The 22442-nt window shown below is 42.6% G+C and carries 19 protein-coding genes and 1 tRNA gene; 17 read left to right on the forward strand and 3 right to left on the reverse strand.

Annotation, left to right across the window (positions count from 1 at the left end; genetic code table 11):
* The first annotated feature begins 67 nt into the window (after positions 1 to 67).
* The 3 genes from HYT61_01535 (at position 68) to HYT61_01545 (ending at position 4652) form a co-directional block, all read left to right on the forward strand.
* A complete protein-coding gene (locus HYT61_01535; GenBank protein MBI2062905.1) occupies positions 68 to 1345 on the forward strand; it encodes a hypothetical protein in 1278 nt (425 codons plus the stop codon).
* A gap of 82 nt (positions 1346 to 1427) precedes the next feature.
* On the forward strand, positions 1428 to 3116 hold the full coding sequence (locus HYT61_01540; protein MBI2062906.1) for a type IV secretion system DNA-binding domain-containing protein: 1689 nt from the start codon (positions 1428 to 1430) through the stop codon (positions 3114 to 3116).
* Positions 3117 to 3365: 249 nt separating this feature from the next.
* Entirely contained in the window at positions 3366 to 4652 is a 1287-nt protein-coding gene (locus HYT61_01545) for an HD domain-containing protein (GenBank protein MBI2062907.1), read from the forward strand.
* Between the two features lie 124 nt (positions 4653 to 4776).
* Here HYT61_01545 and HYT61_01550 read toward each other — a convergent pair.
* The 3 genes from HYT61_01550 to uvrB form a co-directional block, all read right to left on the reverse strand.
* Positions 4777 to 4849: transfer RNA gene (locus HYT61_01550), tRNA-Lys, on the reverse strand.
* A 303-nt stretch (positions 4850 to 5152) separates the two neighbouring features.
* Positions 5153 to 5980 (reverse strand): prohibitin family protein, encoded by an 828-nt coding sequence (locus HYT61_01555; protein MBI2062908.1) that lies wholly within the window; start codon positions 5978 to 5980, stop codon positions 5153 to 5155.
* 373 nt (positions 5981 to 6353) lie between these two features.
* Positions 6354 to 8360: an excinuclease ABC subunit UvrB gene (uvrB, locus tag HYT61_01560; protein ID MBI2062909.1), complete on the reverse strand. Its 2007-nt coding sequence runs from the start codon at positions 8358 to 8360 to the stop codon at positions 6354 to 6356.
* Positions 8361 to 8374: 14 nt separating this feature from the next.
* Between uvrB and ruvA the strand changes: the two genes are divergently transcribed.
* The 14 genes from ruvA (at position 8375) to HYT61_01630 (ending at position 22422) form a co-directional block, all read left to right on the forward strand.
* Positions 8375 to 8965 (forward strand): Holliday junction branch migration protein RuvA, encoded by a 591-nt coding sequence (gene ruvA / locus HYT61_01565; GenBank protein MBI2062910.1) that lies wholly within the window; start codon positions 8375 to 8377, stop codon positions 8963 to 8965.
* Positions 8966 to 9191: 226 nt separating this feature from the next.
* Positions 9192 to 10106, forward strand: a complete 915-nt coding sequence (locus HYT61_01570) for a peptidoglycan bridge formation glycyltransferase FemA/FemB family protein (GenBank protein MBI2062911.1) — start codon at positions 9192 to 9194, stop codon at positions 10104 to 10106.
* A gap of 61 nt (positions 10107 to 10167) precedes the next feature.
* A complete protein-coding gene (locus HYT61_01575; protein ID MBI2062912.1) occupies positions 10168 to 11991 on the forward strand; it encodes an AAA family ATPase in 1824 nt (607 codons plus the stop codon).
* 86 nt (positions 11992 to 12077) lie between these two features.
* Entirely contained in the window at positions 12078 to 13733 is a 1656-nt protein-coding gene (locus HYT61_01580; protein MBI2062913.1) for a proteasome accessory factor PafA2 family protein, read from the forward strand.
* Positions 13730 to 15244: a proteasome accessory factor PafA2 family protein gene (locus HYT61_01585; GenBank protein MBI2062914.1), complete on the forward strand. Its 1515-nt coding sequence runs from the start codon at positions 13730 to 13732 to the stop codon at positions 15242 to 15244. The genes HYT61_01580 and HYT61_01585 overlap by 4 nt, the downstream gene beginning before the upstream one ends.
* Complete coding sequence (locus HYT61_01590; GenBank protein ID MBI2062915.1) at positions 15208 to 15438, forward strand: hypothetical protein; 231 nt, start codon at positions 15208 to 15210, stop codon at positions 15436 to 15438. Before HYT61_01585 ends, HYT61_01590 begins: the two co-directional genes overlap by 37 nt.
* Positions 15439 to 15529: 91 nt before the next feature.
* The gene (locus HYT61_01595) at positions 15530 to 16318 is read left to right on the forward strand and encodes a hypothetical protein (protein ID MBI2062916.1); all 789 of its coding nucleotides are present in this window, start codon (positions 15530 to 15532) and stop codon (positions 16316 to 16318) included.
* An 8-nt stretch (positions 16319 to 16326) separates the two neighbouring features.
* The gene (locus tag HYT61_01600) at positions 16327 to 17001 is read left to right on the forward strand and encodes a hypothetical protein (protein MBI2062917.1); all 675 of its coding nucleotides are present in this window, start codon (positions 16327 to 16329) and stop codon (positions 16999 to 17001) included.
* 114 nt (positions 17002 to 17115) lie between these two features.
* A complete protein-coding gene (locus tag HYT61_01605; protein MBI2062918.1) occupies positions 17116 to 18369 on the forward strand; it encodes a UDP-N-acetylmuramoyl-L-alanyl-D-glutamate--2,6-diaminopimelate ligase in 1254 nt (417 codons plus the stop codon).
* Between the two features lie 24 nt (positions 18370 to 18393).
* The gene (locus HYT61_01610) at positions 18394 to 19032 is read left to right on the forward strand and encodes a hypothetical protein (GenBank protein MBI2062919.1); all 639 of its coding nucleotides are present in this window, start codon (positions 18394 to 18396) and stop codon (positions 19030 to 19032) included.
* A gap of 67 nt (positions 19033 to 19099) precedes the next feature.
* Positions 19100 to 19600: a hypothetical protein gene (locus HYT61_01615; GenBank protein MBI2062920.1), complete on the forward strand. Its 501-nt coding sequence runs from the start codon at positions 19100 to 19102 to the stop codon at positions 19598 to 19600.
* Positions 19601 to 19658: 58 nt separating this feature from the next.
* The gene (locus HYT61_01620) at positions 19659 to 20099 is read left to right on the forward strand and encodes a hypothetical protein (protein MBI2062921.1); all 441 of its coding nucleotides are present in this window, start codon (positions 19659 to 19661) and stop codon (positions 20097 to 20099) included.
* Positions 20100 to 20122: 23 nt separating this feature from the next.
* Positions 20123 to 20956, forward strand: a complete 834-nt coding sequence (locus HYT61_01625; protein ID MBI2062922.1) for a hypothetical protein — start codon at positions 20123 to 20125, stop codon at positions 20954 to 20956.
* Between the two features lie 83 nt (positions 20957 to 21039).
* Complete coding sequence (locus HYT61_01630) at positions 21040 to 22422, forward strand: MBL fold metallo-hydrolase (GenBank protein ID MBI2062923.1); 1383 nt, start codon at positions 21040 to 21042, stop codon at positions 22420 to 22422.
* Positions 22423 to 22442 lie beyond the last annotated feature (20 nt).

Genomic DNA, 22442 nt, shown 5'->3' on the forward strand with positions numbered 1-22442 from the left:
CAGTAATCAGTAATTTATTTTTTGATTTTTCCAGTTACCAGTTACGAGTTACTAATTACTTTGTATTTTGTTCTACGACGTTTTTAGTCCACTAAAAACCGCTTTTTCTCTTATCTTGCTCTATTGGTGGATTTTCACCCCGTTTTTATTTTTTTTCGGCGCACTTGACGGCTGGCTTTTTTATAAAAGAAAAAAGCACCTGCTCTCCATCAGGTGGGTTTTACTTGAGGTTAAGCCTCCACCTGACGTCCAAAAAAGTCCCAAAATAGCTGAAAATATATTTTCTGGCCTTCACGCTGTTTATTCGGGACCAAAAAGCTGGAAGGACAAATTTTTTAAAGGCGAAGTTCAGCCCTGGTTTTCGTTTGAAATCGTTGGCAATGGCGGTGAAATTAACTTTTATGTCAGGACACCAGAAGACCTGCGCAACTTAGTCGAAGCTCAAATTTTCGCGCAGTATCCAGACGCGGAAATTAAAATTGCTGATGATTACATAAGCCAACTTCCCGAGCATTTGCCCAACAATGACTATGATATGTTCGGCACCGAACTCGTATTTTCAAAACCAAACGCCTATCCAGTCAAAACGTATCCGTTTTTTGAAGAGGAGTCCGGCAAGGACGAATTCAGGCGGACGGATCCACTGGCACCGCTTGCAGAAATAATGAGTGCGTTGGAATCAGGCGAGCACATCTGGGTGCAGCTTTTAATAAGGGCTACTGGCGATGCGTGGGTTAAAGAAGCAAAGATTGAGATAGACAAACTAGTCGGCAAAGAGCCAAAAATTGAACGCGATGCGCTTGGCAAAGCTGTTGACTTTGTGGACCAGCTTTTGCCTGGCGGAACACCACCGCAGGAAGAAAAGAAAAAAGAAGATTTTTCACCGCAAAAACTTACGCCGGGTCAGAAATTTACTCTTGAACAGGTTGAAAATAAAATTTCAAAACTGGGCTTCAAATCCGGTTATAGATTTTTTTACATTGCGCGCAAAGACCGTTTTCATGGGTCACATATTTCAGCGGTTATGGGCATGTTCAAACAGCTTTATTTCAATAACCTTAACAGTTTCAAACCCAATAAAAGGGTTATTACCAAGGACAAAGGATGGTTCCCATGGCTTTTCCCTTCGGAAAAAGGATTTTTTTATCGTGAACGTGAATATAGGCGCAAGGAGTATCTTTATCAGAAATACCGCGAGAGGGCTTTTGTCGACCAGTTTATAATTTTAAACACTGAAGAACTAGCCACATTATTCCATTTGCCTGGCATTGGCGTGAAGGCGCCGGCATTTCCAAGGGTTGAAGCGAAGAAGGGGCAACCGCCTGCCGGTTTACCAACAGGGTAGAATGTTGATAATTTTTAATTTCCAATTTTTAATTTTTAAACATTAGAAATTATTTATAAAATTAAAAATTTAAAAATTTTTCATGAACGTAGTGAATGACAATCCAGTCGTATTATTTGGTGAAACTAACTTTCGCAATAAGAAAGTGACTTTTGGTGTTAAGATGGATGACCGCCGCCGCCATATGTATGTAATCGGTAAAACCGGTATGGGCAAATCAGAACTGCTCAAAAATATTGCCATACAGGATATTCAGGATGGCAGGGGGCTTGCTTTTGTTGATCCGCACGGGGATCCTGTTGAAGACCTGTTTGATTACATTCCAGAAGACAGAATAAAAGATGTTATTTATATAAATCCTGCCGATTTGGAATATCCGATTGCTTTCAATGTCATGGAACAAGTTGATCCAGACAAGCGCCACCTGGTTGCTGACGGTGTGATGGGCGTATTCAAAAAAATATGGGTTGACGTATGGTCGCCGCGCATGGAATACATCCTCAATAACACCATCTTGGCTTTGTTGGAAACTCCGGATGCGACACTGCTTGGCATTAATAGAATGCTTGCCGAGAAGGAATATCGGGCAAAAGTTGTGAATCAGCTAACTGATCCGGTTGTAAAAGCGTTTTGGACTGAAGAATTTGCCAAATACGCCGACAGATTTGCTTCGGAGGCAACAGCGGCGATACAAAACAAAGTTGGTCAGTTCGTATCCTCATCTTTAATCCGCAACATTATTGGCCAATCGAAATCCACGCTTGATATGCGAAAAATTATGGACGACGGTAAGATTCTGCTGGTCAATATTTCAAAGGGAAGAATCGGCGAAGATGCCTCGCGATTGCTTGGTGCGTTGATTATCACCAAAATTCAGCTTGCGGCAATGTCTCGTGTTGACATGCCAGAGCGGGAGCGCAAGGATTTTATACTTATGGTAGACGAATTCCAGAATTTTGCCACTGCTTCATTCGCCAATATTTTATCGGAGGCCCGCAAATATCATTTAAGTTTGGTTATTGCACACCAGTATGTTGCACAAATGGACGAAGGTGTCAGAGATGCGGTTTTTGGCAATGTGGGAACAATTGTTTCTTTTAGAGTGGGCGCAGAAGATGCAGAATTACTGGAAAAAGAATTAGCGCCGGAATTCATGGCAACCGATATAGTTAATCTAGGCAAAAGGCAGATATATTTGAAGCTTATGATTGACGGTGTGGCGTCGCGCGCTTTTTCAGCAATGACGATGGATACAATTAAACGCTTACCCATCGGTTATCGCCAAAGAATTATCGACTATTCAAGAGAACATTATTCTGCTCGCCGTGAAGATGTGGAGAAAAAAATTGCTGACTGGCATGCCCCGGTAACTGCTGATATTAGCAGATTCGACAAATCCACCGCGGGCAGATTTTATGATGAACGTCCGCAACGCGAAATGCGTTCGCCACGCCCAAATTATGGCGAGTCAAACCGATTCGATACTCTTCCAACACGATTTGAACCCAGACCCCAAGTTTTTCAGCATCGTCCCGCACCCAGCGAGGTTAGGGCCGTGCCTGGACCCATGCGATCTAATCCCATTGCTTCATCTAAACCACCAATTAAACCAATTTCTTTTTCAGAAGCCATAAAAAGCGGTCCTGTTGATTTTAAGGGGCGCAAACTTGAGCCAAAAACAGTTGTGCCGCGACCAAAAGTTGAAGTTGATGTCGGTGGATTGCGTAAGATTCTGGAAGAGAGCATGAACAAAGAAGAAAGCCCTGATTAGGCAAACCCTGGAGTTACATCAAAAATTACAAATTTAATTAGCAAAAAAGATTATTTGCCGGCTACGCGCACGTGTTTTGCTGGCCCTCTTGGACAGGCGCAAAACGCGCGCGCCTCCGCCGGTAAGTAACATCCTCTGCTTAGCAATTATGGGAGTGATAAAAACCGCCGATTGGTATCGGCTTTTGTTTTGTAATTTTTGATGATAGCAATTTGATTTTTTGTATTTTTTGATATTTAATCAAAGGTAATGGCTACTCATAAATGGATTCCGTGGCCGGGCATAGGACAGGTGGACAAGGGGAGCATCTCTCCGGTTGTAGACAATCATTTTTTCCGACGTTTGAGCGATAAGCGCCAGCTCGCTTTCAGTTACTTGGTTTTTCCCGGGGCGACACATGACCGCCGTCAGCATTCAATGGGCGCTTACATTAAAACTTGCGAGTTTACCGCGCGGATGGTTGAGCGCGGTTTTTTAACCAAAAAACAAGCCTTGAACCTCGGCCTTTACGCACTGTTACACGATATCGGCCACGGTCCCTTTTCTCATATTATAGAACCGTTTACCAAGATTAACCACAAGGAATACGGCCTTAAGATTGTGGATAGGATGACGGATGATATTAAAAAATGCGGCGGTGATATTAAGCTGATAAAAAGCTATATGAAAAAAAAGGATCCGGCTTGGCGGATAGTCAGCGATAAGAATTTTGGCATGGAAAAAATGGATTACCTGGTTCGCGATCAAGAAGCGACAGAATTCGGCCCTAATATACGTCGCTGTGTGGAGAGCGTTTTTAACCATTTGGAATATAAAAACGGCAGTCTTACGGTTGATTTAAAAGCGTTGGATGCGGCTATTGAAATACAGAGAGCTTACATCTATTTTTACAGAAACGTTCATCTGGAGAAAAGCGCCTATTTAATCCAGCGTTTTATGCAGAAGCTGATGTACAGATTACTCAATACGCCCAAAAAACTCGGTGGGATTACCGAAGACGAGCTGTGGGAGATGGTAGACGGCGACTTGATTCATGCTTTGAAAAAATGCCGTGACGAGACCGTCAGAAATGGCATAGCGATTTTTGATAACGGTGTGCGCCATTTTCCAAAGACTGCTTTGGCAATCCGTTTAACAGGATATAAGTGGCTTGAACGGCGCGCTGGCAAGCAGATAAAGGTTGTTGAAGCTGATAAGAAATTTTTTGATAAGTTTTTTGTAAAATCCAGCGCCGCCGATTTGGAAAAAATAGAAACAGCAATTGCCAAATTGTTGGGCATAGAAAGTTGGAAAATGGCCGTAAGCCATATAGTGGAGAAAAACCGCTTTATTCCAGAGGATATTTTATTTTTTGACGGACCGAAAACTTATTCATTAAAACAGCAAGATCCGAGTTATTTTGAACTTCTTGAAAAAGAATTGGATAAATATTTGTGTGTCAGGGTCTGCGTGGTGCCTGAACATCGCCAGGCGCTATATTCCAAATGGAAAGAAGTTTTTGATCTTGTTTGCAAATATGTTGGTCATAAACCATAAAACCGGCTTAAGCCGGTTTTATGGTTTATGAGGGTCCGTCCACCAGGAATCGAACCTGGAACCTTCTCCTTAAAAGGGAGCTGTCCTGGTTTTGTAAACAAAATCGAGGATTCTCGATACAAAGTCCGTCCACCAGGAATCGAACCTGGAACCTTCTCCTTAAAAGGGAGCTGCTCTACCAATTGAGCTATGGACGGACTTTGTATCGGAACTCTTCCGGGGAATTTTTTGACGGAAATCGAGACGATTTCCTAAAATTACCGTCAAAGCCAAGCAGTTGGTTTTGACCCAACTGAGCTAAGGGCGGAAAGTAACATTCTAGCATAGAAAACGAGTTTACTCAATAAAAAAGCCTCGTGTGCATGAGCTACACGAGGCTTGCCAGTTCAGTATGGAACTTGACGGTTTACTGCTTGGGGCTTGTCCGAGGAATACTCATGTCTAGCCCGAGCTCTCTTGCCGTTTTGGTGGATAGCACAGTCAGCACTATCCTGTTGTGATTACTTTTGTGGCAATTGGAGAAAAGGAATAGCTCCACCACCATTGTAGGTCGGTAGGTTGCCGTTCCATTTGACGATCGCCTGGCCTTGTAGCTCTAGGCGTCGCCACTCCAGGAGTGTTGGCGAGAGCGAACTCGTGAGGATCTTGTTTGACTCCGCTTCGCCTTCGGCTGCTGCGATTCGTTTCTGTGCCTCTGCCCTAGAGGTTCGCAATTGGTTCTCCGCCATGATGGCTTGCTGGATGGCCCTTACCTTTTCGTTGATTGCGTCCACAACTGCTTGAGGTGGTCGTGGTGCACCAATGAAACCGAACTGATCGAGAATTACCCCCTGCGGCTCCAGTTCTTCTTGGAGGGCCTTCCTGGTATCTGCCAGGAACTTAGCGTTGTCGCCCATGATGTCCTCTATTTTATACTTGCCGGCTATGTTGTCGAACTTCTCGCGGGCCATGTTACGGAGAAAACCGTGCGTAAACGTTTGCAGATCGTCAGACCTGAACTTGACGTAAAATGCAGGCACTTTCTCTGCAACGAGATGGTAGGCCAAACTGATGTCCGCGTCCACCTTCATCTGGTCACCGGTGGTGAACGTAATTTCCTCATTCACCGGATTTCCTTCTTCAAGCGACTTTGTCCAGGCCACTGTTTGGACGAAGGTAGGATATTCCTCAATTTCTGTCGAAATCGGGTTGTAAAATACCCAGCCCGTTTTCAATGTGAAGTCCTGAACTCCACGCTGGCTGCCAGCAAGATCCACTTCAATCCCCACATGGCCAGGGCCGATCCGCGTACAGCCACTGCCGGCTAGCATTGAAGAAGCAACCGCCAAAATAATGACGGCTGACCTTACGTTGTCTTCCCTCTGCTCGCCAGTCAGGCATGGCTTCAGTATCCTTTTGCAGTAGTAGAATCCGCAAATTCCGACTGTGAGCAGAATCGCTACACCCTCGACGACGCCAGCGTCGCTCGGTGAGTTGATCAGAGCGAAAGCGAAGTTAACGACCCGGATGGCGACAAGACCTAAAACGATCGTCAGAACAACGGTTCAGACACTAAACTTCTTTCGTATCCGCATGAGATTTCTCCTTCTGCTATTTTTAGGCCTTTTGCCTCGGCATAGCTACCAGTTTGGTTGTCAGCGAACTACTTCTACATTCTAACAAACAGCTACATTTTTGTCAAACAAGACAACGACTCAAAAATTATAACTGTTTTCGGAGCTTAAGCATCTGTTCCCGCAGATACATCGCCTTTTCAAATTTGAGTTCTTTGACTGCCCGTTCCATTTCTTTTTGCAGGCGTTCTACTTGCATTGTGGGCGTTAGATGTTCTATTTCTTTTTCTTTGTCGGATAAATCATAACTATACCACTTGCTGATTCGTGCTTTTTTTGCCGAAGGTAAATCCGAGCGTTTAACCGCTTTTTGTATGGATGTAGGAGTAACGCCATGCTTGCGATTATATTCTTCCTGCACCTTGCGCCTGCGTTCCGTTTCTTTTATTGCATTAGCCATTGAACGCGTTATTTTGTCGGCATACATAATGACATGGCCGTCCAAATGCCGTGCCGCACGGCCCATGGTCTGTATCAATGTGGTGGCGTTGCGCAGAAAACCTTCTTTATCGGCATCCAAAATTGCGATCAATGAGACTTCCGGTAAGTCCAACCCTTCCCGAAGCAAATTAACGCCGACAATGACATCATAGTTACCAAGTCGCAGGTCATGTATAATCTCAAGCCGTTGGAGAGTTTTGATTTCTGAATGTATGTAGTTGACCTTGATACCGTTGTCGGCCAAGTGTTCCGACAAATCCTCGGCCATTCTTTTGGTAAGTGTTGTAACCAAAATTCTCTGGCCATTAGTTATACGTTTTTTTATTTCACCGAGCAGATGTTTTATTTGATTTTTGGTTGGTCTGATTTCAATAGTCGGATCAAGTAGTCCGGTAGGTCGTACCAGTTGCTCGGCTATACCCTTTTTGCCGGATTTCTTGAGCTCATATTCCTTGGGAGTGGCTGACATATATATTGTCTGGCCGACATTTTTTTTGAATTCATCAAAACGGAGCGGACGGTTATCCAGCGCCGATGGCAAGCGGAAGCCATATTCAACTAGCGTGGCCTTGCGGGAGTAATCGCCGGCATGCATGCCGTTTAATTGTGGGATCGTGAGGTGTGATTCGTCTATGATCGTCAAAAAGTTGCTTTTAGTTTTGAAGAAGTCAAGCATTGTAAAAGGTGGTGCGCCGGGGGTGCGGAAATCAAGGTGGCGCGAGTAATTTTCAATGCCATGGCAGTAACCGGTTTGTTTTATCATTCGGATATCGCGTTCAGTGCGTTCTTTTAGCCTGGCTGCTTCAAGGGCTAGCCCATTTCGTTCAAGTTTTTTTATGTGCCACTGAAGCTCGGTTTTTATGTTTTCAATAGCCAGATCTATTTTATCGTCTGCGGCTATCCAGTATTTGGCCGGAAAAATTTTAGTTTCAATGATTTTCTCATATGCCGGATCTGTATAAATAAGAGAATCCAAATCCACGCCATCGGCAACGGCGATTTTTTCTATGTGATTGTTTTTTGTTTTGATCCTTGTGATTTTGTTGCCAGTCGCCGAAACTATTTCTATTTCATCAGTTGATTTACGAAATGTTCCTCGCTTGAGTTCTATGTCCTGGGCGTATTGTAATTTCAGTAGGGAGAATGCCAATTGTTTTAAATTTATTTTTTGTCCTTCAAAAAGGTGAAGCGACATTTTCTGGTAATCTTCGGGCGAGCCGAGGTTATAAATGCAGGAAACCGAAGCTATTACTATGACGTCATCGCGAGTCATAACTGCCTGAGTTGCCGCGTGGCGCAAGCGGTCTATTTCCTCGTTTATGCGGGCATCCTTTTCTATGTAAGTGTCGGTGTGGGGAATGTAGGCCTCGGGCTGATAGTAGTCGTAATAACTGACAAAGTAGTGAACGGAATTATGGGGGAAAAACTCCCTGAATTCCTGATAAAGTTGTGCGGCTAATGTTTTGTTGTGGGAAATGATAAGCGTCGGCTTTTTGATGTTGGCGATTACGTTAGCGATTGTGTAGGTTTTACCGCTACCAGTTACGCCGACCAAAGTTTGATGTTTTGCGCCGCGCTCAAGCCCACGAGTTAGTTTTGCTATGGCATCAGGCTGGTCGCCAGTCGGCTTGAATTTTGAGTTTAGGTTAAACATGTTATTATAAAGACATGATTGGCTATATATCAGGCACAATTCAGGCGATTTCAGGTAAGTATGCCATTGTTGATGTCCATGGCGTGGGTTATCGCGTGACTATGCCAACTAAAAGCCTGAATAGTATAGCAAAAATAGGGGAGACAGTCAAGCTTTTTACGCACTATCAAACCAACCCCAGAGACGGTTCGGTAGAGTTATATGGTTTTACCACACCCGAGGAACTGAATTTCTTTGAATTGCTTACTACTGTGTCAGGTATTGGCCCAAAATCAGCCCAAGCAATATTGGCTTCAGCTGAATTGCAGACTCTACAAATTGGCATAATCCGTGGTGACGGCGATTATTTACATAAAGTATCCGGAATTAGTGAGAAAACCGCCCACCGGCTTGTGCTTGAACTTAAAAACAAAATTATGACCGCCGACGTCGGTGTTGTCGCAGATTCAGATGCTGGCACGGATTCGGATGCCATAGATGCTCTTGTAACTCTTGGTTACTCACAGTATCAGGCCAGAGACATACTTAAGCATGTTGGAAAAACCGCCAAGACATCGGAAGAAAAAATAAAAGAAGCACTGAGAATTCTTGGGTCTAAAAAATAAAAAGCCGCATTTCTACAGAAGTATACTTTGCGGCCATAGGTGTGCCTACGCCAAGAGTAACTTTTGGCAGGTTCCAGGTTTGTTACTGGAACAATGCCCAAACAACTACTGCTATTGAGGCAATACCTGCGAGAGCACTAATGATCGCGGCCCACCTTACTAATTCTTTGTTATTCATTTAGCCCCCTCCTCTTTGTTAGTATTAGTATATCAAATAAGTTACGATATGTCAATATTTCTGCAATCCAAACAATGGATGGAATTTCAAAAGTCGCTGGGGCGGGAGGTTTTTGAATATGAGAAAGGGGGGATATCAGCCAAGATAATAAAGCATGATTTACCACTCGGCAAGAATTACTTATACATTCCCTATGGGCCGGATATGGATTTTAACCAAATGATCGGCGGGTTCAAAAATCCGGTTGCTAATTTTGTCGGGTGGCTGCGCGAAGAAGCCAAAATGCGCAAATCTATTTTTGTAAAAATTGAACCGATGACCGACGGCGTGGCACAGGTATTGGCTGAACATAAATTTAAAAAATCTAAAAAAGAAGTCCAGCCTAGCAAAACTGTGGTTATTGATTTAAGCAAAGGCGAGGAAGAGTTACTTGCCGAGATGCACCACAAAACCCGCTATAACATTGGGGTCGCTGACAGGCACGGCGTGGTTGTTGGCGAGCATAGCGACTCAGATTCTTTCTTGGGCTTACTTAAAAAAACTACTAAAAGAGATAAGTTCAATCCGCACCCAGCTGATTATTATAAAAAACTTTTTGATTGCAGAGAATTGCAAACCAAACTATATTTTGCCAATCACAACGGTAAACCTGTTGCGGCGGCTTTAGTTTTAGTTTTTGGCGATACCGGTTACTATCTCCATGGCGCGTCAGACTATGAGTATCGGTCGTTGATGGCGCCCTATGCCCTTCATTGGCACATAATTAAACAATTAAAAACTGAAGGATTGAAACAGTATGACTTTTGGGGTATAGATGCCCGTAAGTGGCCCGGCGTCACCCGTTTCAAGCTGGGCTGGGGAGGTAAAACCGTTGAATACCCGGGTTCATTCAATTTGCCTATTTCTAAGTTTTGGTATATGGTTTATAAAATAACTCAAAAGTTGTCAGTAATACGCATTTGACGAATCAAGCCAGTTCTCATATGCTTTTTTATTATTAGTACTTTTATAACTGGAGAGTGATATGCCGGAACAGACACAGCCACACCCGCTGCGCAGATTTATTATTTCCCTTAAGTTATACAGGGCACACATAGGATTGGGTAGTAACGAAAAGCTTATTAAGTTTGTTGATGAGCTTGTTCAAAGTGCTGAAAGAATTGAAACAAGGCAGGAGGCATCGGGCAGATCGGTTGGGTTAAGTTTTGAGTTTTTAGATTCAGTTTGCGGTTTCCTTTATAACCAACTGCAAAAAGTAACAGCAGAAAACAATAAAAATAAGGCCGAAGCCAATAAATTATTGGAAAACCTGAAAAGTGCCGTTGAAGAAATAAAAGCTCTTCAACGCCCTCCCCATTCGTTTGTTTTTTTTCAGAAGTTGGAAGAAAGAGGTGGCGAATTTTGGATTCGTACAAAAGATAGTACTGCTTTAGTATTTTCAGACGAATTGGTTGAGAAACTAAAAACCGCCAAAGCGGGCCAAAAGGTTCGGCTCAACGAATCCGGTGTAGCCATAGAATTGTTGGACGAGTTTGATAAAGACGGCGACATGGTGCAAGTTCTCGAGTTGTTGGGTGACAACCGATTGAGGGTTAGCCAAGAAAATAGGGGTGAAAGCATAGTTTTTATTTCTCCTTGTGTCCAAGAGGCGGATCTCAAAATAGGCGATAAGGTTTTACTTTCGCGATATAACAATTTAGTTACTGAAAAATTGTCCAGCTCCGAAGTAACCGAACTGGTTTTGCATAAAGTTCCTAATTATACCTGGGATGATATTGGTGGTTTGGAAGAACAAATTGGTGCGTGGCGGGACGAAGTTGAAACCAACCTGGTTGATCCCGAATCAGCCAAAATTTACGGAATTGAGCAAACGAAAGGCGTTTTAATTACCGGTCCGCCCGGAGTCGGTAAGACTTTTCTCGTAAAAGTCGCGCTTAGCGAAACCGTAAAGTTTGTTAATCAGCAAACAGGCAGAAATATCGAGGGTTTTTATATCCTTGTAAACGGTCCAGCCGATATTTTGCGCGGTATTGTGGGGGATTCGCCGCGGCGAATCCAATATCTTTTCGCTGAAGCCAAAAGAAGGGCCAAGGAAGGCCATTTGGTTTTTATAATTTTGGATGAGTTCGAATCGTTATTTAGAATACGCGGCTCAATGGTTTTGGATGCCGGGGTTGGCAATGAAGATGTTAACCAGTTAAATGCTGAAATGGACGGCATTGAAGAATTGGATGGCGTACTGGTTGTGGCTTTGTCAAACAGGGCTGACCTAATTGACCCCGCCGTAATCAGACCCGGCAGGTTTGATCTCAAGATAGAAATTCCGAGATATGATAAAAAAACTGCCGCCAAAGTCTTTAGCAAATACATCAAACCGACACTCAAGTTCCATCACCAATATAAAAATCAAGACCCGGAACAAACTGCAAACCTGTTTGTTAACAACATCGTTGATCTGTGTTATGACAGTCAGAGACCAGAAAATCAGCTGGCAGAAGTCATAGATGATGACTCCGGAGAATCTATCGTGTTCACTATTGGCAACTTTATGTCCGGAGCTTTGATTAAAAACATAGTTTCAAGGGCAAAAAAAATTGCCCGTCGCCGGTTTGTGAATATTCCCAAAGAACAAGGCGAGAAAAGAGAATTAGAAGGGCTTATGTTGGACGACTTTTTCCAATCCATTGCAATAATTATCAGAAGCGAAATTAAATTACCGACCGGCGAGCAGGCACTAGAAGAATGGCTTCAAATTGAAGGTTATCAACACAGAAAAATAAGAAGAATGCGTTTTCTTTTGGACAAGAAAGATCCGTCCCGGACACCGGAACGCAGGGTCATGTCTTAATAAAATAAATAAAACCTCGCTTTACTTGGCGAGGTTTTTTACTTAGAGTGGTTTAATTAGTGCAGATCTTTAAAAACGAGAGGAATATGAGTATTAAAAAAATTGTTGGAATAGAAACCGAGCTAAGACTTGACTGCGTCGATCCCGAAAATGACAAAAACCGAAAGAATTCTGGAGAATTGGAAGATTACGTGCTTCCGGGGAGTGTTGTTAAAAACGCGTTGAGCCAATCTGGTGGAGTTGTCGCCGTTGGTTCCGACACGCAACCCGCAAATTTGCAAAAAAATTTGGCGATTGTGGAAAATTTAAAAAAACTTTATCCGTCGTCACAAAAAGCCATACAAGAGCATTTGGAAAACAGAAGCGCAAGAAAGCGGGACCGTGGCATATCTGAAGAAGACTGCCTTGATACATATCAAAGATTTGGCCTTTCGGGCGGTTATACGTTTTCGGGTTTTAGGATTTATGTTGATGGAACTCATCCCGAAGTGTCAACGCCTGAATGTGCCACTCCTTTTGATTTGGTTTGCCGGCAAAAAGCCGGGGAAAGGATCATAGAAGAGGGCAGAAAGAAAACCGAAGAAGAAACCGGACGACGGATTACGCTTTCGGCTGACAACAGCGACGGTTTGGGGGGAAGCTGGGGTTCTCACGAAAATTACCTTGTAAGCGATGAGCTTTTCGAGAGCCTTACTGAGGAAGGATGCCACCGTCACGATTTTCGCAGAACCCTTAATTCATATCAGGACTTTTGGGCCTCTTTTTTGGTGACACGTTTTGTATTTTGTGGTTCTGGCAAAATGGGCAGTGAAATTGACCAGGATTTGGAAAATAAATTTTTGATTTCGCAAAGAGCGGAGTTTATAAGCTGTAATTTTAGTCATAGAACCATGGAACACCGTCCCATTATAAATCTGCGCGATATTCCTTATGTTGGACCCGGATTTGGCCGGAGGCTGCACGTAATAATTGGTGACTCTAACATGTGTGAACCGGCAATTTACCTAAAAGTTGGCACGGCGATGATAATGCTGATGATGTTAGAAGATAATTTTATTTCTGAAGGTTCTTTCCCTATTTTTGAAAAACCGGTTAAAGCCTTGCAAACCGTCATGTCTGACGTTGATTGCTCCAATCTCCTAGATGTCTATGTTGGCGGTCAGTTTAGACACATGACCGCGATAGATATACAGAAGTTTTTTTGCGAATTGGCGGCAAAATGGCTTGAAGAACGTTTTAAAAATACCAGCGACAAAAAATCTGTTTCTTGGGTTTCGGAAGTTTTGTTCAGATTAGATCAAGTTTTGACCAAGTTAAAAAATGATCCCATGGATCTTTTTGGCACAATTGACTGGGTGACCAAGTATGGCTTATGTTGTTCTGAACTTGAAAACCGAAATGCTGGTTGGACAGACGTAACCTCGCGTTCGAACCCGCTATTTCGCCGTTTGATCGGGATATGCGGCGCATATCATAGGTTAGACGAACTTGGCATATACAATAAATTAGAAGAAGCTCAAGAAGTTGAACGTATTGTTCAGGACGTTAATATTCACATTGCTTGTCTTGAGCCGCCGCAAGGCACCAGGGCTTTTGAGAGGGGCAAATTTCTTAGACATTTCAGGGACGACATATATCTTGTAAACTGGAACCTCATTTGCATTAAACGCAATCCTTACAAAATATTTCTAAACAGTCCATATTCATTTTCACCCGCTTTAGATGTGGAGCAAGAATCATGAAACCACTAACCAGTTTTGCATGTGAGCTGGACCGGATTTACGGTACGGAAACAGAATACGGCCTCTATTGGAATACCAATAAAACCGACATTTTTGATTTGATGGATAGAAATTTTGCTCTATCCATTACGGATTATGAAAACCTTTTTAACTGTTTTGATAACTTAAATTTTAGTCGATTGTCCGAATTTTTTGTTCAAAATGGCGGTTTAATCAAGAAAGATAATCCAAATGATTACTGTGATTGTACGCCAGAATTTGCCACACCGGAATGTAAATCAGCCAGAGACGCGGTTTGTTGGGAAAAAGCCGGGGAAATAATAATGCGGGGCTTGTTCGATCTTTCAGGTGCGAATAATTCTGTTTTTTTGATGGTCAAGCACGGCCGCGGCATGGCAAATTATTGGGGTTTGGACGGCACAGTAGTGGAAGTTTCTTGCGGCCATCATGAAAATTATTCATATGACGAAGAACTTAAAGCAAGATTAAAAAAAGACAGCTGGGAATCCTGCGTATTTGTTTCGTTTCTTGCCTCGCGTATTCTATTTAGCGGAGCAGGTTGGTTGGATTCAAAAGGTTTGGGTTATAAGTTAAGTCAACGGGTTGATTTTTTAGAACAAATTAAAGGTTTGAGCACAACCGAAAAACGAGCCCTGATTTGTACTCGTGATGAACCATTGGGAACACTAAGTCCGCCACGATTGCATCTTATTGCCGGCGATCATTTAATGTCGGAAGTGGCCTTGTATTTAACCCTTGGATCCACGGGTTTGGTTGTGAGGATGTTGGAATCGGGATACGATTTTGCCGGTGTGCCAATTTTGGAAAATCCGATTTTGGCCTTGCGTATATTTAATTCGGACCCGTTGTTAAAAAATAAGGCAATGCTTAGCGGACTCCAAAAAGAAATAACTGCTCTTGAAATTCAGGAATATTTTTGTGCCAGAGCCGGTGAGTTTATTAATTGTAACCCGTCGACTGAAGAAGAAAATGATATTGTAGCCTATTGGGCAAGCGTGCTGAAGCGTCTCAAAAAAGATATTTACTCTCTTTATGGTGAACTCGACTGGGTTACCAAATTGTGTTTAATGGAATCTTATTTGGAAAAATACGGCATTTGTCCCGAGAGGATTAGGGAGACCAATGGTTTGCCGCTAGAAACTTTAAATTGTTGCATGAGCCTTGATCTGACATATCATTTTATCACGCCTGACGGCCTGTATAACAAACTTAAAGAAGCGGGTTTGATCAAAAGGCTTCTGTCTGACGAAGAAATAACTCATGCCGTGACCAATCCGCCGCAAGATACCAGAGCAAGAATTAGGGGAGAAATGATTCAACTTATGAAGTCTGGCAAAATAGAAGGCCGAGTTGGCAATTGGAATAGCTTTAGCTTAAGTGGTCTTCCGCCGCACCAGCGTTTGGTTAGATCCGTCATAGGCATGGAAGATCCTTTTGATTTTTATTGCAAAGTATGGCAAGATCAAAAAAGATCATTAGGCTTCTCTTAAGAGGTGATGAAATGTCGCAGGAAGAAAAAACCAAAAAAAGGCCTGGCGATAATCGCGAACCGCAAGAAGAATCAAGAAAAAAAGCAGAACGAGAGCGAAGATCAAAAAAGCATAAAGACATTCTTGAAGACCTTCAAGATGTAATAGGTGAAACGGAAAAACAAAGGCAGAAGGGCCGCAAGGGCGGTCAGTAAAGCGGATTTAATCCGCTTTTTTTCTTGACTTCAGCATGGTATCTAGGATAAACTTTTAGCAACTTGCTGTTTGAAATTTATAGGGGATATTATGGAATTTCTAACCGCCGAAGAGGTTTTTGATAAATCTAGTGCTGAAGCGTTTAAGGGGTTAAATGATACAAATGGCGTCAGTATTGCTGACATTGGAAAGTTTTTATTGCACGGCACGACTGATTTAGCCATTCTTTTTGAGAGCGGGATAGTGTTAGCTACAGACGGCCGAGCCGCCGGACAAGATATGCATATCGGAGATGAATTTTTTGACAAAACATGCATGCTTGATAGTCACTCCCTGATTGCAATTTCTGGCGTTCCCGGGCTGGGTTTTTCCATGGCGAAACTAATAAGAGCAAGATTCATGTTTTCAGCAATGGACCACGAAAACCTTCCGCTTCCTGCCGAGACCAAAGCCAATGTCGTTGCCGCAAGCATCAGGGATAATTTGGGTTTGGTGTTAACTCACAAACTGGTTGTTCAGCCAATTTTGGCAATTTTTGATTTAAGTGAATCCAAACCGTGCGGTAAAATTTTTAGCATCTGGATTGACGGAACGGTGCAAAAAGGAAACCGCTACGTTACTTGCGGTTCTGGCGGTCAAGTCGCGGACGTTGTTCTGGACCTGGCCCTTAACGTTATAAAAAAGAAACCGGACCAACTTTCACTCCAGGATGCCCAACATCTAGCGGTCTTAGCGCTTGAGTATGCCCACAAAAGAGATGCGGCCACCGGAGGAAAGATATTTATGCGCGTTATTACCAAACACGGCGTAGAGTCCGTTTCGGAAGAAGAGATAAGCGGGTTTAGCGAAAAAATTGCCAGAAGCGAGGTGTTGCCGTGATTAAGCTGATGGTTGAAAATTCGGTTGAGGAGAGGGAAAACAAAATAAAAAAGGAGCTTGAGCGGGCTCGACCGGCGATTGTCGTCAGCTGTAGTGATGGGATATTGTTGGCCACGCTCAACAACTTAAGGAAGCCAAAAATCAAACAGGTTTCCGGTCCTACCGCTTTTATCGGAGTAGGAATTTGGAGCGATTTTAACAAGTTGTGGGAATTTGCCTCCGCCTCTCTCATCGCTCACAGGTTTGTAAATGCTTCAGAGCGCGACTTTACTATTTTAGATAAAATAATTGAAACGCTTTGTCGGGAAATAAGGCAGAAGTTTTGCAACTTGTATTCGGCTGATTATTATCAATGCGAATTAATTTTGGCATTTTTGGGAGAGGACAAATCAAATGATAGGTTTTATTCAATTGATTGTGCCGGCATTGAGGGTTCAAGTTCGTCATTCTTTATGATTCCGACAGTAAATGCCGTTACACCACCCGGACTCAGCGTCCTTAATAATTCTACAACAATGCAAGCGGCGCTTCGTACGGTGGCCGATGTCATGGAGGAAGAGTTGCGTGCCAATCATGGCGCTTTGGAAGTTTCCGTGTTGTCGCGCGATGTTTTGCTGGGCGGCAAACCAGAAGAAACTTACCACAAACTAACTTCGGAAGAAATTCAAAATTGGTTATCTTGAGTAGAGTAAATTTGTTGTCGTGTGTAATTTAACAGCCCAAGCTTAAAGTTTGGGCTTTGTTTTTTATTGGTGCGTGTTATCATGTTTTTATATTGACTTTAGGGTTATTTTTTCATGTTTCAGGAAAACAAATTATTAAACAAATTGCTGGATTTTGGCCGGAGGCTCATACCAAGCTCGTTGTTTAAGTTGGCCCAGCCATTTTATCACTGGTTGCTGGCTATGTCGGGAGCCGTTGCTTATGGTTTTCCGTCTCGAAAAATGAAGATAATTGCCGTAACCGGCACCAAAGGCAAATCAACCACGGTTTTTATGATAAGCAAGATTTTTGAAGATCAGGGTTTGCCGGTGGCGGCCGTCGGTTCGCTTGGGTTTAAGATAAAAGATAAAACTTGGCCCAATACTTTAAAAATGACTTTGCCGGGACGTTTGAAGCTACAGAAATTTTTTCACGCGGCAGAACTGGCCGGCGCGCGCTATGTCGTATTAGAAGCGACATCAGAAGGCATTGCTCAACATCGGCTTGCCGGTATCAAAATAGATTGTGCGGTTTACACCAATTTGCACCGCGAACATTTGGAAAGCCACGGTTCGTTTGAAAATTACATAGGGGCCAAGCAAAAACTTTTTTTAAAAACCAAAAATGCCCATGTTTTGAATATTGACGACATTCATTTTGAAAAATTTGCCAATTTTCCTGCAAAATTAAAAATAACCTATGGCCGAAGCTGGGGTATGATTACACCCCTGAAAGAACCTGTTTCATCTTTGCAGTTACAGATTATAGGCGATTTTAACGGCTATAATGCTCTGGCAGCTTTGGCTGTGTCAAATGTTTATAATCTTAGTTTAGAAAAGGCCGTTGCTTCACTCAATGCTATTGAGACCATTCCTGGACGTATGGAGGTTATAGATTCCACGAAAGGATTTAAGGTGGTTATAGATTATGCACACACACCTGACTCGCTGGAATTAGTTTACAAAACACTGAAACCGTATGCCAAAAGATTAATTTGTGTTTTGGGCGCGGCCGGTGGCGGCCGTGACAAGTGGAAGCGGCCCGAATTTGGCAGGATAGCCGTGCAATATTGTGATGAGATTATATTAACTAACGAAGACCCTTATGAGGAGAATCCCGCAGAAATATTAAAACAAATTGAAAGCGGGTTTTCGCAAGCCCAAATTCAAAAATCTAAATGCCAAAAAATTTTAGATCGCAAAAAAGCAATTCAAACTGCCTTGACACTGGCAGAATTAGGGGACATTGTAGTAATTACCGGCAAGGGATCTGAAACCTCAATGGCGATTGCCGGAGGCAGAAAAATTCCTTGGTCAGACAAAGGAATCGTAGAAGAACTTTTAAAATAGTTTCTGACAAAAAAGGAGAAAAACGTGAAAGAAAATATGAGACGTAATGTTGTTGCCTTTTTGTTACTTTTGATTTTTGCCCTTACGGTCCTGGTTGCTCCGACTACCAACACGAGTGATGGTCACAAAGTAAGTCTAGAGAAACAAAGTTTAAAAAAAAGTTTCCAAACATGGAAGACAATCAGGCTTGGCACGGGACTTTATACGGCTGGTGATTTTCGCAAGGCCTTGGCGAACAAAGGATTTGTCATTGGCCATTGGAGCGATGATGCCATTGAAAAGCCAGCTTTTGCGGCCAGTATAAGTCGAGAAAAAAAAGAAGTTGAATTGGTGAAGGTAACTGCCGCTGAACTTGGCTTCAAAACAGGCGCTACGCGGGGCGATATCTATGGAAGAGCAATTCAGCTTGGTTTAAAACTTTCTCCGGCCGAGGTAGGCGCGCAACTGCGTTTGCAGTATCCGGATCAGCCTCACGGCGAATGGCTGCTTATCGCGATGGAGCCGATTGAGGACTCAAGCGGTGGTTTGGGTGTGGCTGAAGTCGGCCACGGCGGCCATGGCGGTCCAGGTCTTTGGCTTTGTGGGGATAATAGTAGTTCCAATTATGTCTGGCCCGGCTTTGTCAATTGGATTTTTGTTCGTAGCCAAGACCCAGTTGACTAAAATTTGTTAGGAGATTATCTTTATAATAATTTCTCGCTGTTATTTTATAACCGAATTGGGGGACTAGTTGGGTAATGAAGCGGACGGCCCTGCAGACGTGGTAATTTTTTTTGATGCGAATATGCCCAACATGGATAAGTGCAGTGATAATTGCTCTAAGAAAGGAAAAGACTTAGTATTTTGCGTGCACAGGTTTAATTTTAAAGCCCAGATTATTTACCCCGGTAAAAAACTTGATAGGCTTGATGATTTTCAAGTGATAAAGTATTTTTTTGATCTAATACGAAACAATAAAGCCTGGGAAGATCCCAACAAAAGGCCGTTATTTGTTTTAGTTACAAAAGACCATAATTTTGTACAAGATGCACAGTCGGCACACCAAAGAGCCATCAAGTCCCCAAAAGCCAATTTGCCGGGCTTCCATTATGCTAAGGACAGGGTTTATGACGATTATTTTGATTTTGAAATAATCGTTCAGTTGATAAACTGTGAAAATTACGGGACTAATCGTCAAGACAATCTCCGTTGCACAATAAGAGAACTGAATAAATTGTGGGCGCTACTTTAGCGGGACTTCAAAAGAGTCCTTTTTTATTTTCTTAAATTTTATGTTAAACTTGAATTTCATGGAAAAAGAAAAGGATTTCAAACCTAAAGGCGCCATTTGGCTTTTTATTATTTTGGTTTTAACCGGCTTTGCTTGGGCAGTTTTGTATTTTAGCCGCAAGAATCCGGATTTGGCCAACAATAGTCAGGTATTTGTAAGTCGTCTTACAAATACCAGGCAACCAAGAACCTACACAGTTTTTTACGGTTTGGGCGTTTTTAGCCCCACGAACATAAGAATTCATGTCGGCGACAGCGTCAGATTCCAAAACGACAGCAATATTGCCATGCGGGTGATTTCGGACTCCGCTAATAACGTATTGGATTTGGCTGGTTTGGACAGTGTCGGCGGAATTCCTCCAGATGGGGTTTTTACGTATACTTTTGGCCAGGCGGGAATTTTTGGTTACCACAACTTTAAGAACCAGTCGGAAGAGGGAACTGTAATAGTCAGACCCTAAATTTATTTTTTTTTAGAACCATCATGGCTATTAATTTTAAATTCAACAATTTTTTGAAGGTTCTGGTGCCGTTTAGTATAACACAGGCATTGGGAATTTACGCGGCGTATAAATTTTTGCCGGATTTTTTAACAGTCCAACCCGCTGGTTTCAGTCAGTTTTCTTTTCTGGGTTTGGTTGCGTTTGTCGCGTTTGCCGTTATTTTTATTTTTACCGCTATTAGGTTTAAGAAAGTCGGTCATGTTGTCTTTAGGGTATTTTTGGCGCTTTTGATATTTTCAGGGACGCAGGCAGTTTTGGGCATCTTGTTTGTCCCCTTAATTTCCATGATTTTCGCTTTGGCCGTTACGATTTTATTCTGGTTTTTGCGCAATGTTATAATGCAGAATATTGCTATGGTGTTTACTCTGGCCGGGGTCGGGGCTGTTTTGGGTCTTTCATTTTTGCCCATGACGATTGTTTACATCCTCGTTTTGTTTTCTTTTTACGATATTATTTCTGTTTATAAAACAGGCCACATGATAAAACTTGCTCAAGCCATGATTGAATCTAGGGCCATTTTTGGATTTGTCATTCCAGAAACAGGCAGTGCGATCAAACACAAAATTGCCCAAGTTGTTCCCGGCAGAGGTTTTATGATACTCGGTTCAGGCGATGTTATTTTCCCTCTTTTGCTTTCCGCTTCGTTGGCGAGGATTTCGATTTATCAGTCGGTTGTGGTGGCGGTATTTTCTGTCCTTGGCTTGTTTTTGATGCATATAATATTTACCAACCAAACAATCCGTCGTCCAATGGCGGCTTTACCGCCGATAGCTTTGATGAGTATAGTTGGTTACTTGATTGTAAATTTGATATAGTTTTTACCGCGTGACAAATTGAGTAATGGAATAAATAAAAGAGGTGTCATGAGGTAAAATGCAAAAGATTCAATCATTATCATATGAAAATAAGTTTTTATGGGGGAGCACGGTCGGTGACTGGAGCCAACTACCTCCTTGAACACAATGGAACAAAAATGCTTGTGGATTGCGGGTTGAATCAAGGCACCAGATATGCCGAAGAATTGAATTACCGTCCGTTCGGATACGATCCCAATGGAATAAAATACATTTTTATCACGCATAGCCACATTGACCATATTGGTCGTTTACCTAAACTTTATAAGGATGGTTTTCGCGGCAAAGTTTTTTCTACAAGTGCAACCCGTGACCTGATTGCCGTGGCACTGCCTGACAATTTTAATAAAATTCAGGAGGAAGCCAGAGAAATGGGACATGAGCCGTTATTTAAACAGGAAGACTTGGACGGTCTAATGTCACTGGTAGAAGGAGTTTTTTATGACAAGTCGGTTGAGCTTGGTGACATAAGCGTTGTTTTTCACGACGCCGGGCACATCTTGGGTTCTGCAATTATTGAAATCCAATGGCACAACCAAACTCTTGGTGGAAATAAAAAAATCTATTTTTCTGGCGATCTAGGCAATCCACCGACCCCGCTTTTACGGCCGACAGAACAGGTAAAAGATGCTAATTATATCGTGATAGAATCGGCTTACGGTGACCGCGTTCACGAAGACAGAGAAGAAAGAAAAGCAAAACTTGCCTCAATCATTAAAATGACCATTAAACGCATGGGAGTATTGATGATACCGTCATTTGCCATTGAGCGAACCCAGGAGCTTTTGCACGAACTTAACGGACTTTTTAATAATAAAGAAATTCCAAGAGTGCCAGTATTTGTTGACAGTCCCTTAGCCAACAAGATGACCGCTGTGTATCAAAAACATTCCGAGTATTTTAATAAAGAAACGATGTATTTAATAAATTCCGGAGATGATGTATTCAATTTCCCGGATTTGAAACTTACATCTACGGTGGAGGAGTCCAAAGCGATAAACAATGTGCCGTCGCCTAAAATTATTATTGCTGGTTCAGGCATGAGTCAGGGTGGCAGGATTTTACATCATGAGATTCGTTATTTGCCAGACGCCAACAGTGCAATTCTTTTTGTAGGATATCAGGTAGATGGTAGTTTGGGGCGGCGAATTCAAAGTGGAGAAAAAGAAGTCAAAATCATGGGCCAAAATATACAGGTCAAATGCCGCATAGAAAATCTGTCCGCTTATTCTGCCCATGCTGATCAGCCGGGCCTTCTCAAGTGGGTTGGCGGCTCTGCGGTTGGAGACAGCGAGACGAGCAGTCTCAAAAAAGTATTTGTTGTCCAGGGCGAGGACGAATCCGCGCGCACATTGGCAAATTTAGTACATGAAAAATATCACGTAGAAGCCGTAGCACCAGTTGAGGGTGAAAGTTTTGAATTATAATTTAAACTTTTGGCGGGATT

It is taken from the genome of Candidatus Yanofskybacteria bacterium (assembly GCA_016181175.1).
Lineage (GTDB): Bacteria > Patescibacteriota > Minisyncoccia > 2-02-FULL-40-12 > IGHO2-01-FULL-4-A > 2-01-FULL-44-17.

Bases quoted from the DNA above. Each gene is read 5' to 3' on its own strand.
- HYT61_01540 (MBI2062906.1), top strand. From the start codon at position 1,428: ATGAACGTAGTGAATGACAATCCAGTCGTATTATTTGGTGAAACTAAC.
- HYT61_01545 (MBI2062907.1), top strand. From the start codon at position 3,366: ATGGCTACTCATAAATGGATTCCGTGGCCGGGCATAGGACAGGTGGAC.
- uvrB (MBI2062909.1), bottom strand. From the start codon at position 8,360: ATGTTTAACCTAAACTCAAAATTCAAGCCGACTGGCGACCAGCCTGAT.
- ruvA (MBI2062910.1), top strand. From the start codon at position 8,375: ATGATTGGCTATATATCAGGCACAATTCAGGCGATTTCAGGTAAGTAT.
- HYT61_01570 (MBI2062911.1), top strand. From the start codon at position 9,192: ATGTCAATATTTCTGCAATCCAAACAATGGATGGAATTTCAAAAGTCG.
- HYT61_01575 (MBI2062912.1), top strand. From the start codon at position 10,168: ATGCCGGAACAGACACAGCCACACCCGCTGCGCAGATTTATTATTTCC.
- HYT61_01580 (MBI2062913.1), top strand. From the start codon at position 12,078: ATGAGTATTAAAAAAATTGTTGGAATAGAAACCGAGCTAAGACTTGAC.
- HYT61_01585 (MBI2062914.1), top strand. From the start codon at position 13,730: ATGAAACCACTAACCAGTTTTGCATGTGAGCTGGACCGGATTTACGGT.
- HYT61_01590 (MBI2062915.1), top strand. From the start codon at position 15,208: ATGGCAAGATCAAAAAAGATCATTAGGCTTCTCTTAAGAGGTGATGAA.
- HYT61_01595 (MBI2062916.1), top strand. From the start codon at position 15,530: ATGGAATTTCTAACCGCCGAAGAGGTTTTTGATAAATCTAGTGCTGAA.
- HYT61_01600 (MBI2062917.1), top strand. From the start codon at position 16,327: ATGGTTGAAAATTCGGTTGAGGAGAGGGAAAACAAAATAAAAAAGGAG.
- HYT61_01605 (MBI2062918.1), top strand. From the start codon at position 17,116: ATGTTTCAGGAAAACAAATTATTAAACAAATTGCTGGATTTTGGCCGG.
- HYT61_01620 (MBI2062921.1), top strand. From the start codon at position 19,659: ATGGAAAAAGAAAAGGATTTCAAACCTAAAGGCGCCATTTGGCTTTTT.
- HYT61_01625 (MBI2062922.1), top strand. From the start codon at position 20,123: ATGGCTATTAATTTTAAATTCAACAATTTTTTGAAGGTTCTGGTGCCG.
- HYT61_01630 (MBI2062923.1), top strand. From the start codon at position 21,040: ATGAAAATAAGTTTTTATGGGGGAGCACGGTCGGTGACTGGAGCCAAC.